Source organism: Micromonospora sp. IBHARD003 (genome assembly GCF_056106285.1).
The window spans coordinates 525,512-542,200 of record NZ_JBWBBX010000001.1 but is presented as its reverse complement, the minus strand read 5'-3'; the positions used below and the strand labels follow the sequence as shown (position 1 = coordinate 542,200).

The 16,689-nt window shown below is 71.6% G+C and carries 13 protein-coding genes; 5 read left to right on the top strand and 8 right to left on the bottom strand.

Annotated elements, in window-relative coordinates; translation table 11 throughout:
• From ACTWOL_RS02225 to pelF, 7 genes are all read right to left on the bottom strand, one after another.
• Positions 1 to 810 carry an endo alpha-1,4 polygalactosaminidase gene (locus tag ACTWOL_RS02225; protein ID WP_474293723.1) on the bottom strand — a complete coding sequence of 270 codons (810 nt, stop codon included), beginning with the start codon at positions 808 to 810 and terminating at the stop codon, positions 1 to 3.
• Positions 807 to 1,469, bottom strand: a complete 663-nt coding sequence (locus tag ACTWOL_RS02220; protein ID WP_474293721.1) for a spherulation-specific family 4 protein — start codon at positions 1,467 to 1,469, stop codon at positions 807 to 809. The genes ACTWOL_RS02225 and ACTWOL_RS02220 overlap by 4 nt, the downstream gene beginning before the upstream one ends.
• Entirely contained in the window at positions 1,466 to 2,383 is a 918-nt protein-coding gene (locus ACTWOL_RS02215) for an NAD-dependent epimerase/dehydratase family protein (protein ID WP_474293719.1), read from the bottom strand. The genes ACTWOL_RS02220 and ACTWOL_RS02215 overlap by 4 nt, the downstream gene beginning before the upstream one ends.
• A gap of 7 nt (positions 2,384 to 2,390) precedes the next feature.
• Positions 2,391 to 3,104, bottom strand: coding sequence for a nucleotidyltransferase family protein (locus ACTWOL_RS02210; protein ID WP_474293717.1), 714 nt, complete (start codon positions 3,102 to 3,104; stop codon positions 2,391 to 2,393).
• 57 nt (positions 3,105 to 3,161) lie between these two features.
• On the bottom strand, positions 3,162 to 4,163 hold the full coding sequence (locus ACTWOL_RS02205) for an SDR family NAD(P)-dependent oxidoreductase (RefSeq protein WP_474293715.1): 1,002 nt from the start codon (positions 4,161 to 4,163) through the stop codon (positions 3,162 to 3,164).
• 293 nt (positions 4,164 to 4,456) lie between these two features.
• Positions 4,457 to 5,839, bottom strand: a complete 1,383-nt coding sequence (locus ACTWOL_RS02200; protein ID WP_474293713.1) for a hypothetical protein — start codon at positions 5,837 to 5,839, stop codon at positions 4,457 to 4,459.
• Positions 5,836 to 7,350 carry a GT4 family glycosyltransferase PelF gene (gene pelF / locus ACTWOL_RS02195; RefSeq protein ID WP_474293711.1) on the bottom strand — a complete coding sequence of 505 codons (1,515 nt, stop codon included), beginning with the start codon at positions 7,348 to 7,350 and terminating at the stop codon, positions 5,836 to 5,838. Before pelF ends, ACTWOL_RS02200 begins: the two co-directional genes overlap by 4 nt.
• Before the next feature lie 1,044 nt (positions 7,351 to 8,394).
• Here pelF and ACTWOL_RS02190 point away from each other — a divergent pair.
• The 5 genes from ACTWOL_RS02190 (at position 8,395) to ACTWOL_RS02170 (ending at position 13,844) form a co-directional block, all read left to right on the top strand.
• Positions 8,395 to 10,446 (top strand): SpoIIE family protein phosphatase, encoded by a 2,052-nt coding sequence (locus tag ACTWOL_RS02190; protein ID WP_474293709.1) that lies wholly within the window; start codon positions 8,395 to 8,397, stop codon positions 10,444 to 10,446.
• A gap of 141 nt (positions 10,447 to 10,587) precedes the next feature.
• Positions 10,588 to 11,316 carry an amino acid ABC transporter ATP-binding protein gene (locus ACTWOL_RS02185; RefSeq protein WP_474301075.1) on the top strand — a complete coding sequence of 243 codons (729 nt, stop codon included), beginning with the start codon at positions 10,588 to 10,590 and terminating at the stop codon, positions 11,314 to 11,316.
• A gap of 46 nt (positions 11,317 to 11,362) precedes the next feature.
• The gene (locus ACTWOL_RS02180; RefSeq protein WP_474293708.1) at positions 11,363 to 12,193 is read left to right on the top strand and encodes a glutamate ABC transporter substrate-binding protein; all 831 of its coding nucleotides are present in this window, start codon (positions 11,363 to 11,365) and stop codon (positions 12,191 to 12,193) included.
• A 77-nt stretch (positions 12,194 to 12,270) separates the two neighbouring features.
• Positions 12,271 to 12,936, top strand: coding sequence for an amino acid ABC transporter permease (locus tag ACTWOL_RS02175; protein WP_474293706.1), 666 nt, complete (start codon positions 12,271 to 12,273; stop codon positions 12,934 to 12,936).
• Complete coding sequence (locus ACTWOL_RS02170) at positions 12,933 to 13,844, top strand: amino acid ABC transporter permease (protein ID WP_474293705.1); 912 nt, start codon at positions 12,933 to 12,935, stop codon at positions 13,842 to 13,844. The genes ACTWOL_RS02175 and ACTWOL_RS02170 overlap by 4 nt, the downstream gene beginning before the upstream one ends.
• Before the next feature lie 56 nt (positions 13,845 to 13,900).
• On the opposite strand, the gene ACTWOL_RS02165 is transcribed toward ACTWOL_RS02170, so the two are convergent.
• On the bottom strand, positions 13,901 to 16,567 hold the full coding sequence (locus tag ACTWOL_RS02165; protein WP_474293703.1) for a SpoIIE family protein phosphatase: 2,667 nt from the start codon (positions 16,565 to 16,567) through the stop codon (positions 13,901 to 13,903).
• Positions 16,568 to 16,689: the final 122 nt, after the last annotated feature.

Here is a 16,689-nt window from a genome sequence, read left to right as displayed (position 1 = left end):
TCAGCAGGGCTGCCGCCAGGAGTCCAGCTTCAGCTTCTTGCGCATCGACGACAGCCCGATCCTGCGGGCCTGATCGCAGAACTCCGCTGTGGGCAGGGCGTATTCGACGTGGAAAACGGCCTTCCGGGCCTTGACGAACGGGGTGAGCCGGGCGCATTCCCCGTACTGGGCGCACTCCTCGTTGACCGCGAAGTCGAAGTCCCGTACCAGCTGGGGGATCTGCGGCAGATCGTTCTTCAACCCCACGGACAGCCCGCGCTCATGGGCGAGGCGGGCGAGCATCCGGTTGAACGCGAGCTGGTGCTCCGCCGTCAGGGGAAAGCCCGTGTCGTTGAGATACCCGTCCGTGAGGTCCGGCTCGATCGCGTCGAAACCCTTGTCACGGCACATGTCGAAACGCCGCTCCAGCAGCGGGCGCAGCACGTCGAGCCGGCGGATGTCCAGCCAGCGCTCACCGTTCCAGCCGTTCGGCCGGCCCCGCACGGCTGCGGGGTAGTCGGCCTGGTCGGGGCGGAAGTCCTCCCACGCCCCGGCGTTGATGTAGCAGATGACCTTCCGGCCGTCGCGGTGCAGCCGGGCCACGTCGTCCGCGTCGTTCTCGAAGCCGTCGATGTCGTAGACGGGCACATCGGCGGCCTTCGGATCGACGCGTCCGCTCAGCTGCCACTGCCAGGGCGTACCGGGCTTCGGCAACCATCGCGCGCGGTCCGGCGCCGGATGCGGGCGCGGCTGCTCCGTGCATCCCGCGAGAAGGAGCAGGCAGACGGCGATGAGCGGCAGAGCCCGGGACACGGGGGTACGGGAAGTCACGGCGCCCCTTCGAACAGAACCGGTGGCGGGGCGCCCCACGGATTGGGCAGGGAGTCCGCGACCGCGCACGACACGGCCGCCCCGCGCTCATGGGCCGCCCGCTCCGCGACCCGGGCCAGCGAGGGCGGCACCCCGTACACCAGATGACAGAAGCGCTCGGGAGGATGGCGATCCGTCCAGCGGGGGAGGGTGAACGACGACAGATACACCGACCAGGGGCCCTCGAAGGTCACCAGCAGGTCGGCGATCCGGGCGTACCCCGGCGCGGGATGGACGCCCGGGTTCATCACGACGGTCGCCGCACCCCGCTGCCGTGCCGCCCGTGCCAGCCGGCGGCAGCCGGGCAGCGCGGACCGGTCGGCCGGCACCTGGTCGAAGAAGCAGCCGTCGGCGTCGTACCACTCACGGTGCCGTTCGACGTCGCGGAGGACGGCGTCGGCGGGGCGGACCCCGTAGTCGAGGTCGACATAGCCGAGGACGCGGGTCCCCGCCGCCCGCAGGGCGCGGGCGGCGGAGACGAACGCCGGGTCGGGCGAAGTGCCCGGGCCGTTCGCGGTGTTGAGCACCACGCCGTAGAGACGGTCGGCGGCCGAGGCGAGCAGCCGCCAGGCCTCCGGGTCCTGCGCGGGGTGCACATACAGCGGCACGAGCAGGCTCATGGCGCGGTGTCCGGTTCCGGCCGGGGGGACACCGACGCCCACAGGGCGGCCAGCGATTCCCCGAGCGGATGCCGGGGTTCCCAGCCCAGGGCCTCCCGTGCCGCGGTGATGTCGGAGCACTGCCAGTCCACCCCGGCGGACCGTGCCGAACCTCCTGCCCCGGCCTCGTCGATGCGGCCCGTGAAGCCGGCCTCGGCCGCCAGCCCGTACACCAGGTCCCGGATCGGAACGGCCTCTCCGCCGCTGATGTTGAGGACCCGGGGGAGCGGCCCCGGCGCGGTGGCGGCCAGCGCGGTCGCCCGCGCCAGGTCCCGTACGTCGACGAAGTCGCGGTACGCGGACAGCGCGCCGAAGCGGACCACGGCACCGGGGTCGTTGCCCGCTCGCAGCAGTCGCTCCGCGGTGCCGCCGGGCAGACCGGCCGCCGGCGCCCCCGGTCCGACCGGGTTGCCCACCCGCAGCACGACCGCGTCGAGCCCGGACGAGGTCACCGCCACGGTGCCCGCGAGCTTGGTCGTACCGTAGGGGGTGCGTGGCCCTGCCGGAGCGGTCTCGGCCACCCGTGTGCCGTGCTCGCCCGGCCCGTACTCGGCCGCCGAACCCAGATGCACCAGCCGGGCCGTGGGCGCGGCCTCCCGCAGTGCCGCGCACAGCACGGCCGGCCCCCGGGCGTTGACCTCCGCGAGCGTCACCGTGTCACCGCCGACGGCCCCCGCGCAGTTGACGACGACGTCGGGTGCGAAGTCGGCCAGTGCTTCGGCCAGTTGCCTGGCTTCGGCCTTCGCGAGGTCGACGCACAGGTCCGCGGCCGGGGCCCGGCCGCCGCCGAACAGCCGCACGCCTCCCAGCGCGCGCAGCTGCCCGGCGATGTGCCGGCCCAGATATCCGGTGGAGCCAAGGAGGAGAATGCGCATGTGGAGTTCAGGCTCCCTTGAGCAACAGCGACTGGTGCGTGGTGAACTCGGCGTTGGCCCGGTCGTAGTCGTCGGGGCGGCCGATGTCGAGCCAGTAGCCCTCGAACTCGTAGGCATGCGGGGGGTTGTCCGTCCCGAGCAGGTCGAGCACCAGCTCGTCGAAGCCCAGCGGCAGCCCCGGCGTGTAGTCGGCGAGGGTGTCCCGGGACACGCCGTACACGCCCATGGACACGCGGTAGTCCATGCTCGGCTTCTCGGCGAAGCCCACCACGCGGTCCGCGTCCGTGGTCAGCACCCCGAAGTCGATGCGGACCTTGCGCGCATAGGTGGCGATGGTCAGTGCCGCTCCGGAGTCACGGTGCCGGCGCAGCACATCCGCGTAGTCGAGGTCGGTGAGGACGTCGCCGTTCATCACCAGGAACGACTCGGGCAGCCGCTCCCGCATGGTCAGCAGCGGGCCCATGGTGCCCAGGGGATTTTCCTCGATGGCGTAGTCGATGCTCAGCCCCCAGCGCGAGCCGCTGCCGACGTAGGCGCGGATGATCTGCCCGAGATGGCCGACGGCGATCGTGCAGCTGGTGAAGCCGCAGGCGGCGAGCTGGCGGAGGACGATCTCGAGGATCGCGTGCTGGTCGCCGATCGGTACGAGCGGCTTGGGCAGGGCGGTGGTGTAGGGCCGCAGACGGATGCCCTTGCCTCCGGCGAGGATTACTGCGTGCATGAGGAGCCCCCTGTGGGTACGGCGTTCGGAAGGAACATGCGGGATGGTCCGTCCGGCTCAGATGTTGTAGATGTCGGTCTTGTAGCGGGCGAGGTTGGCGGGGTCGCGGAAGAACTCGACGGTCTTCAGGAGGCCCTGCTCCAGGTCGTGGTCCGGCTCCCAGCCGGTGGCCGCGCGCAGCCGGGAGGCGTCGGCGACCAGGCGCATGACCTCGGATGCCGCGGGACGGATGCGCTGCTCGTCCTCCTGCACGTCGAGGTCGGTTTCCATCACCTTTCCGATGAGGCGCACCAGGTCCCCGACCGAGATCTCACCGCCCGTGCCCGCGTTGAAGGTGCGGCCCACGACCGCGTCGGCCGGGGCGGTGCCCACGGCCAGGAAGGCCCGCGCGGTGTCCTTGACGAACGTGAAGTCCCGGGTGGGGCGCAGATCTCCGAGGGTGATGGTGCGCGCTCCGGCGGCGACCTGGCCGATGACGGTGGGGATCACGGCCCGCATGGACTGCCGGGGGCCGAAGGTGTTGAAGGGACGCAGAGTGACCACGGGAGTGCCGAAACTCGCGTGGTAGCTGTCCGCGAGCCTGTCTCCGCCGGCCTTTGACGCGGCGTACGGGGACTGGGTGTTGATGGGGTGGTCCTCGGTGATCGGCACGGTCTGCGCGGTCCCGTAGGTCTCGCTCGTGGAGGTGTGCACCAAGCGGGGGATGTCCAGGGCACGCACCGCCTCCAGCACATTGAGCGTCCCGGTGACATTGGTGTCCACATAACTGTGGGGTGCCTGGTACGAGTACGGGATCGCGATGAGCGCGGCCAGGTGGTAGACCGCGTCGGCGCCCTGGACGAGGGCGCGGACCGAGCCGGGGTCGCGGACGTCGCCGAGGACGATCTCCACCTGGTCGAGCACCTCGGACGGCAGGGTCTCCAGCCAGCCGTAGGAGGAGAAGGAGTTGTACTGGGCCATGGCGCGGACGCGGTAGCCCGAGGCCACGAGGGTCTCGGTGAGATGCGAGCCGATGAAGCCCTCGGCTCCGGTGACGGCGGCGAGAGGTGCGGAGGTCAACGTGGGTCCTTTCCCGGGTGTCGCTGTCGGCAGCGGTTCCGGTGTCTGACCGGATGTGCCGTGAGTGCTGGGTAGTTCGTGGTGCGTTGAGTCGTGTCGTCGTGGGGTCGTGGGGTCGTGTTGTCGTTGTGCGTTGGGTCGTGGTGCTCTTTCCGTTCTGGTGCGCGGCCGGTGTGCGGTGTGGCGCCGGCGGCGGGTGTTCTCTCGGGTCCGGACGCTCTCGGTGATCGCTTCCGTGCGGTGGGTAGTGGCCGCGGTCGGTGCGTGACCGCCCGCCCGGGATCCGTTGGGGGTCAGGCGTGTGCGGTGGGCCGTCCCAGCTGCCACAGGGCGGCGGCGGTGAGGACTCCCGCCGCGGTGGCGCAGCACAGCAGCAGGACGGTGGCATCAGGTGGTCGTGCCTCGACCGTCGCGAGGACCGCGCCGGACGCCGCCGTGAGCGTGACCGCCGCGGGAATCCACGCGATGCCGAAAGCCTGCAGCAGCAGCGCGGTCCACAACAGGGCCGCGACGGCGAGGAGCGGCCCCGGTGGGGCACCCGTCAGCAGTGCCGCGGGCACGAGCGGGAGGAGATAGCCGCCGAGACAGAGCGCGAGCGTTCCCGCCGACCGCAGCCGGAAGGCGGTTTCGTCCGCCGTCGCCCTCAGCGCCGCCAGCGACAGCCCCCGATAGCGGTACAGCAGCCATTCCGCGGGTCCCATGCTCACCGTCAGTGCGATGACGGCGAAGGGGCTGCGCTGACCCACGAGCATCACCAGCGCGCCGGCGGACAGTCCGAACAGCCCGTACGGAAGCGATGCGGCCAGCCGCGGCCGTTCGCCGCCCCCGGTGGCGGGCCCGTCGCTGAGCATGCCCCGCACGGCGTGCCCCGCGACGACGACCGACAACAGCACGGTCAGCGACGGCAGTCCGACCCGCGCCACCGGCCCCGGATCCCACCACGGCAGTACCGCGGAGCCGGCGATCAGCGGAGTGAGCGTGAGCAGCAGCAGCCGTTCCTTCCCGCACACGAGCAGCACCCCGGCCGCCGCGAGATACAGCGACTGGCCCGCGGCGAACAACGCCGCCGGACCGCGCCCCGCCACGGCCAGTGCCGCCGCCGAAGCGATCAGGGCACCGGCCGGGGCACCGTGGAGCAGCGTCCTTCCCGCCTCCTGCCGTCCCCATCCCAGCCGGAGGTACGCACGGTGGCTGAGTGCCTGCCCCCACGCCCAGGACAGCAGCCCGGCCGCGACCAGCGCGTACACCCCCCGCTCGCCGTGCCACAGCCGACCCGTCAGCACATACGCCAGCCCCGGCAGGGCGAACAGGGCGCCACGCAGGGCGCACCGGACATGGTCGGGCGCCCAGGGATCGGGACCCGGCGGCGGTTCCGGGAAGCTGCGCGGCACCCGCCCGTAGAGGTCTCCCGCGAGCGAGAACAGACTCGGATGGCCGTACCGCTCCCTGATCTGCTGCGCGGTCAGCCCCTCCGACTCCAGGACGGCCGCCACCTCGTAGGCGTGCACGGCGGGACCTATCCGGTCGGCCATCCGGGCCGCCAGCATGTCCACCGGGTCGTCGGGCGCCCTCGGCACCCGTAGCGCGAGCGTGGTGTCGGGGGGCGGGGCGGCCAGGCGGAGTGCGAGCGTGTCGTCCCGGCCGCCGTCCGGTTCGAGGGACAGGGGGCCGCTCATCCGGCCACGCTCCTCAGCATCGCCCCGCTGTCGAGGTCCGTGCTCCAGGGATCGGCGAGCTGGAACGAGCCGCGCACCGACAGCTCCAGGTAGATGGCCCGGAAGGTGTCGATGGTCTGACGGAGCGTGAACTGCTCGATGACCCTCAGCCGGGCCGCCTCCCCCATGGCCGCCCGTCGCGCCGGATCCGCCAGCAGCTCCAGTGCCGCCTCGGCCATGGCCCCCGGGTCGCGCGGCGGTACGACGAGGCCGGCCTCGCCCACCGCTTCCCGTACTCCGCCCACATCGGTGGAGACGGTGGCCCTGCCGCACGACATGGCCTCGATGAGGGTGAAGGGGAAGCCCTCGCTGATGCTGGACAGCATCACCACATTGCCCGCCGCGTAGGCGTCCCGTATGTCGTCGACCCGGCCTTCGAAGGTGACCGCGTCACCGTGCCCCAGCGATGCGGCCAGCGCCTCGCAACGCTCGCGGTAGGCCTCGCCACCGCGCGGAGTACCACCGAAGAGCCTCAGGGTGGCGTCCGGAAGGACACCGCGGACCTGGGCGAATGCCCTGATCAGGGTCTCCAGGTCCTTGATCGGGTCGACCCGGCCCGCCCAGCTCAGGGTCGGACCCTGTGGCTCGGGACCCGCGGGCGGGAAGGCCGCCGGGTCGACGCCGTTGTAGACCGTGCGTATGAGCCCCGGATCGGCGCCGCCCTCCTCCTCCCACAGCCGGTTGTAGCGGTTGCCGGGGGTGATCAGGGCGGCCTGGCGGTAGGTCTCCTCGGCCAGCAGCCGGAAGAAGCCCAGCAGCACCGCCTTGACGGGCCAGCGGTACGGCGCGGTCCGGTAGCCCAGATAGCGCTCCCGCAGATACACCCCGTGCTCCGTCAGCAGCAGGGGCACACCGTGCAACTCCCGGGCGGCGAGCCCCGGGAGCACGGCGACGCCCCCGCTCACCGCGTGTGCCACACCGTGTTCCGGGGGACGCGCGGTGAGCGGGCGCAGCGCGTGCTCCAGCAGTCCGGTGGCGGTGACGGCGTCGTGCAGGGTGGGCCGGGCCTCGCGTACGGTCAGGCCCGGCCGGTTCCACACCCCGGTCAGGATCCGCAGAGCGCGGTCACCGCGCAGTGCGGGGCCCAGCTGCCCGTCACGGGCGGCGTGCGCCAACTCGTACAGCGCGGGCCCGAATCCGTCCTCGGCGGACGGGTCCAGCAGGGCGGTGAGGAAGCTCTCGTAGGCGGCCATCAGCCGCCGCTCGCGGCGGCCGCGCGCAGGTGAACCCGTGGGCGCCGGCCCCCACATGGGGATGGACACGGGCTCGGACACATGAGGAGGCAGGTCCCAGACCAGCGGCTCCCGGCCGGTGCCGGTCACCGCGATCACGTCGAAGTCGATGTCGGGCATACCCCCGACGAGCTGGTCGCACCAGACACTCACTCCGCCGTGACTGTGCGGGTAGGTGCCTTCGGTGAGCAGGGTGACGCGCGCCGCGCCCGGGCGCGGCGCGCGGTGCTGAACGTGCATGGATGAGCTCCACGGCAGAAAGAAGAAAAGTGGTGCGGAGGGCGAGCGCCGGATCCCGGGCGCCGTCGGCCTGTGAACCCGCTGTCTCACGGGGGGCCGACGGGTCCGGTGCGATCCGGGCGGGAAAACTCAGCGGTGCTGGGAGCTACCGGGCGTTTGGCTCCGGTGGACACGGGACGTCCGGCGCGGGTGCCGTGACGGGGGCAGCTGCGCCGCCCGGTCTGCCGGCGCCCTCCGGTCCGGCCGCGATGGCCGCCGTGGCGGGGCCGCCGTCGGACACGACAGGCACCCGCAGATCGGTAGGTGATGTCCCGTCGGCGGCCTGGACCGGAGCCGCCGGCAGGCCGAGCGCCCCTGCGGTGAGCGTGGCCGTGCGTAGAGTCCGCTTGGTGCGGGTCCGCTGCATGCGGTGAGATCCCTCCCCGTAACCCCCCCGGCACGACGACGGCGCCCTCCCCGAGCGCTGAGCCGTCGTGCCCTATCGGTCACATAGTGGAGGCTCCGTGTGCTTTATGTGCGCCTCTGGTGAAAGTTGACGAAAAAGCGCAGGTGGCCGAGGTTCGGCAGAGTGCGTCAATGCCTCTCCGTGCGAGGCGGGATCAAGCAGGCGCGGAGGGTAAACGCTTACATGTGCCAGTGGTCCAGACAAGGTGGCCGAGGGCGGCACCGAGTGTTTTCGGCCAGAAGGATGCGCGTCGCGCCTCCGCGCCCCCGCGCGTGGACCGAAGGCGCTGGTGCGCCGCCGGCCGCCGTGGCATTGCGGGGGCGGCAGAAGGGGAAGGGGCGTCAGTAGGCGGGCGATGTGGCCGGAGTGGTCGGTGCGCCACGCGGCTCTCCGCATGCCGAAGCCGCCAACCCGGGCGCACACCGTGTCCGTGTCGTCGCCGAGCGTGTGCGCGGCGGCTACTGCCGGTGCCCGGCGACGGCCGGTTCCGGGCGCATCACCCGGTTGGTCCGGAGCCGGGGTGCGCCGGCCCGTCCGGCGCGGGTGAATGGAGGGCAAGGTGTGCAAAGCCGCCGTACGACAAAGGAGGCCCGTACGGCATGGATCCCGACTTCGATGTGGCAGTGCTCGAGGCGCTCTTCACCCAGCCCCCCATCGGGCTGCACGTGATGGACCGCGAGCTGCGCATCGTGCGGTTCAACTCCGCGGCGCCGGGAGTCCGCGGCCTCGACGCGGATCAGGTGCTGGGCCGCACCTGGCGCGAGCTGGGAGTCATCGACGCCGGGACCGAGGAGGCGGTGCGCCGGGTGCTCGCGACCGGCGAGCCGTTCAGCGACCTGCGCTGCCGGGTGAGCCTCCCGAGCCTCGGCGGCGAGCAGCGGCTGCTCTCCGTCTCCGCCTTCCGCCTCCACGATCCCGGCGGGCGGCCCCTCGGGGTCGCCACGACCGCCGTCGACATCACCGAGCGGGACAAGGCCGAGCGGCGACTCGACCTGCTCTACCGGGCCGGTGAGACCATCGGCACCACCCTGGACGTCTTCCGCACGGCCCAGGAACTCGCCGACGCCGCCGCACCCGAGCTGGCCGACGCCGTCGTCGTCGACATCCTCGATTCCGTCCTGCACGGCGACGCACCCGCGCCCGGCCCGCTCACGGACCACCTCACCGTCCGCAGGGCGGGCCTCCGGTGCGCCGGCCCCATCGCCGGGATGAGCCCCTTCAAGGTCGGAGACGTCCGGGTCATGCACTACGGCACCCCCTTCGCCCAGGCCCTGAGCGATCTGCGGCCCCGGCTGGCGCGAGAGCTCGGGACCGACGACGCCTGGCTGGCACGCGACCCGGGATGGGCCGCAGTGCTGCGGGAGGCGGGCGCTCACTCCCTGATGGCGGTCCCGCTCACGGCCCGGGGCGTCGTACTCGGCATGGCGGCCTTCTACCGCACACGGGGCTCGGGTTCCTTCGACGAAGCCGACCTCGACCTCGCGCGCACCCTGGTCGCCCGGGCCGCCGTCTGTGTGGACAACGCCCGCCGCTACACCCGCGAGCACACGCTGGCCCGGCTCACCCAGCGCACCCTGGTGCCCTTCCTGCTGCCCGCCCACACCGCGGTGGAGACCGCGTACACCTATCTGCCGGTGGCCTCCAGCGGCGCCTGGTACGACGTCCTCCCGCTCTCCGGAGCACGGGTGGCGCTCGTGGCCGGCGACGTGGCCGGACGGGGCATGCGCGCCGTGACGACGATGGGCCGGCTGCGCACGGCCGTAGGTGCCTTCGCCGCGATGGACCTGGAGCCCGCCGAAGTCCTCGCGCGCCTTCAGGACGTGACGGTGCGACTCGGCGGCGAGCTGCCCGCCCAGGGGCCCGACGAGCCCTTCCTCACGGCCTCCTGCATCTATGTGGTGTACGACCCCGCCAGCGGGATCTGCTCCCTCGCCCGGGCCGGCCACCCCGCGCCCGTCCTCGCGCGCCCGGACGGAAGCGTCCAGATCGTCGACTGTCCCGACGGGCCGGTCCTGGGCAGAGGCGTGGGCGAGTACACCAACACCGCCGTCGAACTCCCCGAGGGCAGTGTCGTCACCGTGCGGAACCAGGGGCTCCACCAGGGGCGGCCGAGCGACTCACTGGCCCGCTACCGCGCCGTCCTGAACCGGCCCGCCGCTCCTCTGCAGGACCTGTGTGACTCGCTCGTGGCCACGCTGCTCCCCGAAGCGCCCGAAGACGACGCCCTCCTCCTGATGGCCCGCACCCGCGTCTTCGGCGCGGACTGCATCGGCACCTGGGCCCTGCCGGGCGAACCGGCCAGCGCGGCGGCCGCCCGGCGCCTGGTCCGCCGGCTGCTCGCCGAGTGGGAGCTGGAAGAGCTGGGCTTCAGTACCGAGCTCATCGCCACCGAGCTCGTCACCAACGCCGTCCGCTACTCCTCGGGGGACGTCGGGCTCCGCCTGATCCGTGACTCCACGCTCATCTGCGAGGTCTCCGACACCAGCACGGCGGCCCCCCATCTGCGGCACGCCGCGGACGACGACGAAGGCGGCCGGGGGCTGGACATGGTCGCCCACCTCAGCAGCCGCTGGGGAACGCGGCTGACCGGAACGGGCAAGACCATCTGGACGGAACAGGGGCTGACCGGCGCCCCGGATCCCGGCGGATAGCCGCGGCCACGGCCCGGGGAGACCGGCTCCCGGCTCCCGGCTGCCTCCGGCGTGCGGCAGGCCCGGCAAGGACGGAGCATGAAGCCGAGGAGCGGAGCGACAGTGAGCAAGCACCATGCCGTGCCGGTTGCGGGCAGCGCCCTGGTCGAGCTGAACAAGGTCAACAAGCACTTCGGCGCACTCCATGTGCTGCGGGACATCGACCTCACGGTCCACCGGGGCGAGGTGGTCGTCGTCATCGGGCCGTCCGGGTCGGGCAAGTCCACCCTCTGCCGCGCCATCAACCGGCTGGAGACCATCGACTCGGGCGAGATCGTCATCGACGGGAAGCCGCTCCCCGCCGAGGGCAAGGAGCTGGCACGGCTGCGTGCCGACGTCGGCATGGTGTTCCAGTCCTTCAACCTCTTCGCCCACAAGACCGTGCTGCAGAACGTCACGCTGGGGCAGCTGAAGGTCCGCAAGAAGGAGAAGGGAGCCGCGGAGGAACGTGCTCGCTCGCTGCTGAACCGGGTGGGCGTCGCCGCCCAGGCGGACAAGTACCCCGCGCAGCTGTCCGGCGGCCAGCAGCAACGTGTCGCCATCGCCCGGGCGTTGGCGATGGACCCGAAGGTCATGCTCTTCGACGAGCCGACCTCGGCGCTCGACCCGGAAATGATCAACGAGGTGCTGGAGGTCATGCGGCAGCTCGCGAGCGACGGCATGACGATGGTCGTCGTCACCCATGAGATGGGCTTCGCCCGTTCGGCCGCCAACCGCGTGGTCTTCATGGCGGACGGGCGGATCGTGGAGGAGACCACGCCCGACGAGTTCTTCACCAACCCGCGCAGCGCCCGGGCCAAGGACTTCCTGTCGAAGATCCTGCACCACTGAGCGCGGTGGATCCCGCGCCGCCCCGCAATCACCAGGGATGATCACCATGAAGCTTCGCAAGGTCACCGCGGCGGCCGCCGTGCTCGTCCTGCCCCTGACCGCCACCGCCTGCGGCGACGGCGGCGGCGGTTCGGCCGGGGACGGCAAGGACAAGATCACCGTCGGTATCAAGTACGACCAGCCCGGCATCGGACTGAAGACCCCGGACGGCAAGTACACCGGCTTCGACGTCGATGTGGCGACCTATGTGGCCAAGGAACTGGGCTACGACCCGGCCCGGATCGAGTGGAAGGAAGCCAAGAGCGCCGACCGCGAGACGCTGCTCCAGCGGGGCGACGTGGACTTCATCGCGGCCTCGTACTCCATCAACGACGAGCGCAGGAAGAAGGTCGACTTCGCCGGACCGTATCTGCTGGCGCACCAGGACGTGCTCGTCCGCGCGGACGACGACTCCATCACCAAGCCCGCCGATCTGAACAACAAGAAACTCTGCTCGGTCACCGGCTCGACCTCCGCCCAGAACGTCAAGACGAAACTCGCCCCGAAGGCCCAGCTCCAGGAGTACGGCGGCTACTCGGAATGCCTGACCGGCCTCGAGAACAAGGCCGTCGACGCACTGACCACCGATGACGCGATCCTCGCCGGCTACGCCGCGCAGGACCAGTTCAAGGGGAAGTTCAAGCTCGGCGGCTTCAAGCTGAGCAACGAGAACTACGGCATCGGGGTCCAGAAGGGCAGCGAACTCAAGAACAAGATCAATGCCGCCCTGGAGAAGATGGTCGCCGACGGCTCCTGGGACGCCTACGTCAAGAAGAACTTCGGCCCGTCCGGCTACCGGAACGAGCCCCCGCCGAAGATCGGCGTCATCGTCGGCTGACCGCACGACGGCCGGCGCGCCGCCCCGCCGCACGCGGTGCGCGTCGCCCTCCACGACACGCGTTAGGCGGGAGAACCGTGTTCGACTTCCTCGAGGGATACGACCTGCTGGGCGCCTTCTGGGCCACGATCCGGCTCACGGTGTTCTCCGCCGTCGGCTCCCTGGTGTGGGGGACGGTCCTGGCCGCCATGCGCGTCAGCCCCGTCCCGCTGATGCGCGGCTTCGGCACCGCGTACGTGAACATCGTGCGCAACATCCCTCTGACGGTCATCATCGTCTTCACCTCGCTCGGCCTCTTCCAGACGCTGGGCGTCACCCTCGGCGCGGGCACCTTCGAGGGGATCAACTTCCGTCTCGCCGTCCTCGGGCTCACCGCCTACACCGCCGCGTTCGTCTGCGAGGCCCTGCGGTCCGGCATCAACACGGTGCCCGTCGGCCAGGTGGAGGCGGCGCGCGCCCTGGGCCTGAGCTTCCCTCAGGTGCTCGGCCTCATCGTGCTCCCGCAGGCCTTCCGGTCGGTCGTCGGGCCGCTGGCGAACGTCCTGATCGCCCTGACGAAGAACACCACGGTGGCCGCCGCGATCGGCGTCGCCGAGGCCGCGCTGCTGATGCGGGAGATGATCGAGAACGAGGCCCAGCTCATCCTGATCTCCGCCATCTTCGCGGTCGGCTTCATCTGCCTCACCCTGCCCATGGGCCTGTTGCTCGGCTGGGTGGCGAGGAAGGTGGCGGTCCGGCGATGACCTCCGTCCTGTACGACGTACCGGGGCCGCGCGCCCGGCGGCGCAACGCCGTTTACACGGCCGTCTTCCTGGTCGCGCTCGCAGCCCTGGGCTGGTGGGTCGTGGCGAGCCTCGCCGAGAAGAACCAGCTGGAGTGGTCCAAGTGGGCGCCGTTCTTCACCGACCCGCGCATCTGGACGACGTACATCCTGCCCGGACTGAAGTACACCCTGATCGGCTCGGCCCTCGCCCTGGTGATCGCGCTGCCGCTCGGTGCGGTCTTCGGTATCGCCCGGCTCTCCGACCACCGGTGGGTCAGGGGCGTCGCCGGCACGGTCGTGGAGTTCTTCCGCGCCATCCCGGTGCTGATCCTGATGCTGTTCGCCAACGCGGCGTACGCCGAGTTCACCGGCATCAGTCCCGACGACCGTCCGCTGTACGCCGTGGTGACCGGGCTGGTGCTCTACAACGCCTCGGTCCTCGCCGAGGTCGTGCGGGCGGGCATTCTGTCCCTGCCCAGGGGCCAGACGGACGCGGCCAAGGCGATCGGTATGCGCAAGGGCCAGACGATGCGGTACGTGCTGCTGCCGCAGTCGGTGACGGCCATGCTGCCGGCGATCGTCAGCCAGATGGTGGTCATCGTGAAGGACACCGCCCTCGGCGGGGCGCTGCTCGGCTTCTCCGAGCTGCTGTCGTCGGTCCGCCCGATGAGCGCCAACTACGGCGCCAACACGATCGCCAGCTTCACCGTCGTCGCCGTCGTCTTCATCGTGCTGAACATCGCTCTGACCACGTGCGCGGCGCGCCTTGAGCGGCGGCTGCGGCGCGGGCGGAAGTCGACGGGAGCGGTGGTCGGTGCGGACGCCGTCGAGGAGTTCGCGACGCCGGGCGAGCACGTGGTGCCCGAACCGCCGCAGCGGGACGGCTGAGCACGGGAGGCGGAGGGGAGGCGGATGGGCCGGAGCGACGGGAAGGCCCCCGGGCCTCAGAGCAGCTCGCCGTTCGTGAAGCCGAGCAGGGAAGGACCGGCTCCGGGGGACGCGGTCCCGTGCAGAGGCAGCTCCGCCCAGATGATCTTTCCGCCGTGGGTGTAGCGCGTTCCCCAGCGCTGGGCGAGCTGGGCCACCAGGAACAGCCCACGGCCGCCCTCGTCGGTCGTGGCGGCGTATCGCAGATGCGGTGAGGTGCTGCTGCCGTCGGCCACCTCGCAGGTCAGGGTCTGGTCGTGGAGCAGCCGGACCCGGATCGGGCCCGTGCCGTAGCGGATCGCGTTGGTGAGCAGCTCGCTGAGGATCAGCTCGGTACCGAAGGCCAGATCGCACAGTCCCCAGTCGTCCAGGGTGCTGACGGCCTTCGCCCGCATCCCGGCGACGGCGCTTGGATCCGACGGCACCTCCCACTCGGCGACCCGGTCGGGACCGAGGTGCCGGGTACGGGCGATGAGCAGGGCCACATCGTCCTTCGCACGGGCCGGCAGCAGGGCGTCCAGCACGTCCTGGCAGGTCTCCTCGGGGGTGCGGTCGGCGCGCGAGAGGGCCTGCCGCAGCAGTTCGATGCCGACGTCGATGTCCCGAGTACGGTCCTCGATCAGGCCGTCCGTGTAGAAGACCAGCCGGCTGTCCTCCTCGAGCGTGAGCTCCGCGGACTCGAACGGCATGCCGCCGAGACCGAGCGGCGGCCCGGCGGGAAGCTCCGGGAACTCGACCCTGCCGTCCGGGTGGACCAGCGCGGGCAGCGGATGCCCGGCCCTGGCCATGGTGCAGGTGCGCGAGACGGGATCGTAGACCGCGTAGAGGCAGGTCGCGCCCGTCATCGACGGGCTGCCCTCCCCGCCCGGCTCGTCCTGGTCGATGCGTCCCACCAGATCGTCGAGATGGCCGAGCAGCTCGTCCGGGGGCAGATCGAGGGTGGAGAAGTTGTGCACCGCGGTGCGCAGACGTCCCATCGTCGCGGCGGCGTGCAGCCCGTGGCCGACCACATCGCCGACCACCAGGGCGACCCGGCTGCCGGGCAGCGGAATCACGTCGAACCAGTCGCCGCCGACCCCGGACTGGGCCGGCAGATAGCGGTGCGCCACCTCGACCGCGCTCTGCTCGGGCAGGGCGCGGGGCAGCAGGCTGCGCTGCAGGGTCACGGCCAGCGCGTGCTCACGCGTGTAGCGGCGGGCGTTGTCGACCGACACCGCGGCCCGGGCGACCAGCTCCTCCGCCAGCGACAGATCCTCCTCCTCGAACGGTCCGGGCTTCTCCGAGCGCCAGAAGTTGGCCACACCCAGGACGACACCGCGGGCCTGCAGCGGCACCGTGATCAGCGAGTGGATCCCGTACGAGACGACGGCGTGCGTCCGGTCCGGCTCCTGGGCCAGCCAGCCCGGTGCCTCCGACAGCACGGGCACGAGCTCGGCCAGCCCGGTGCCGAGCCCGCGGGCCTGCGGAGTGGACGGGAGGAAGGCGATCAGGGTGCCCAGCTCGTAGAGCGGATGGTCGTCGCGTATGCCGCTGACGGCCGTGCGGCGCATCTGCGCGCCGGCGCCGTTCGGCTCCTCGCCGTCGAGCACCGGGTCGGCCAGATCGACGGTCACGAAGTCCGCGAACCGGGGAACCGCGACATTGGCCAGTTCCTCGGCGGTGCGGGTGACGTCCAGCGTGGTCCCGATCCCGACCCCGGCGTCGTAGAGCAGCTGGAGGCGCTTGCGCGCCACCTCCGCGCGGCCCGTCAGCGCCTGGAGCTCCGTGGAGTCGCGGATGGTCGCGACCGTGCCCAGCGGGCCGCCCGGCCCGTCTGTGGGCCTCTGGTTGACCACCAGCAGCCGTTCCCCGGCCGAGTGCACCTCGTCGGTGGCCGCGCGTCCCGAACCCAGTAGCTCGGCGGTCGCGGGATCGAGACCCGGCAGCTCCGCGGCAGGCTCCCCCTCGCACTCGGGGCCGAGGTCGAGCAGCCGCTTGGCCTCGTCGTTCGCCAGCAGGAGCCGGCCGTCGCCGCTGACGATGACGACGCCTTCGCGCACGGCGTGCAGCACGGCGTCGTGGTGTTCGTACATACGGGTCATCTCGGCCGGCCCGAGGCCGTGGGTCTGGCGTTTGAGCCGTCGGGTGGTCAGCGCGGTGCCGGCCGTGGCGAGGGCCAGACCGGCCGCTCCGGCACCGAGGATCACGGGAAGCTGCCGGTTCACCGCACCGGTCACGTTCTTGACCTTGAGGCCCGCGGAGACCAGAGCCACCACCGAGCCGTCGCGGGCGGTCACGGGGACCACCGCCTGCACTTCGTGGCCGAGCGGGCCGTGGACGCTCTCGAGGAGGACCTCGCCCCGCAGCGAGGGCTCGATGGTGCCGACGAACCGGTGCCCGATCCGCTCCGGCAACGGATGCGTGTAGCGGATGCCCTTGGTGTCCATCACCACGATGAAGTCGACGCCCGCCGCCTTGCGGGTCTCCTCGGTGATCGGCTGGAGCACCCGGGACGGATCGGGAAGTTTCAGCGTGGCCTGCAGGCCAGGGGAGTGCGCGAAGGTCTCCGCCACGGCGATCGAGCGGTTTCGTGCCTCGCGGTCGGTGTCGTGCTGGGACTGCAGGACGAGCGCCAGGATGGCCCCGAGCACAAGCAGGACCACGACCGCCACCTGGAGGACGAAGACCTGCCCGGCGACGCTCAAGGGGCGTTTTTGGATCAGTGGCCGAACCGACACGCCCCGGAGTCGGTCGAAGCGCCTGATCACGGTGTCTTTGTAGCACCGCTGAGCCCTATGGGGCCATACGGGAGCGCCAGGTGCAGCCC

Bases quoted from the DNA above. Each gene is read 5' to 3' on its own strand.
- ACTWOL_RS02220 (WP_474293721.1), bottom strand. From the start codon at position 1,469: ATGAGCCTGCTCGTGCCGCTGTATGTGCACCCCGCGCAGGACCCGGAG.
- ACTWOL_RS02215 (WP_474293719.1), bottom strand. From the start codon at position 2,383: ATGCGCATTCTCCTCCTTGGCTCCACCGGATATCTGGGCCGGCACATC.
- ACTWOL_RS02210 (WP_474293717.1), bottom strand. From the start codon at position 3,104: ATGCACGCAGTAATCCTCGCCGGAGGCAAGGGCATCCGTCTGCGGCCC.
- ACTWOL_RS02200 (WP_474293713.1), bottom strand. From the start codon at position 5,839: ATGAGCGGCCCCCTGTCCCTCGAACCGGACGGCGGCCGGGACGACACG.
- pelF (WP_474293711.1), bottom strand. From the start codon at position 7,350: ATGCACGTTCAGCACCGCGCGCCGCGCCCGGGCGCGGCGCGCGTCACC.
- ACTWOL_RS02190 (WP_474293709.1), top strand. From the start codon at position 8,395: ATGGATCCCGACTTCGATGTGGCAGTGCTCGAGGCGCTCTTCACCCAG.
- ACTWOL_RS02180 (WP_474293708.1), top strand. From the start codon at position 11,363: ATGAAGCTTCGCAAGGTCACCGCGGCGGCCGCCGTGCTCGTCCTGCCC.
- ACTWOL_RS02170 (WP_474293705.1), top strand. From the start codon at position 12,933: ATGACCTCCGTCCTGTACGACGTACCGGGGCCGCGCGCCCGGCGGCGC.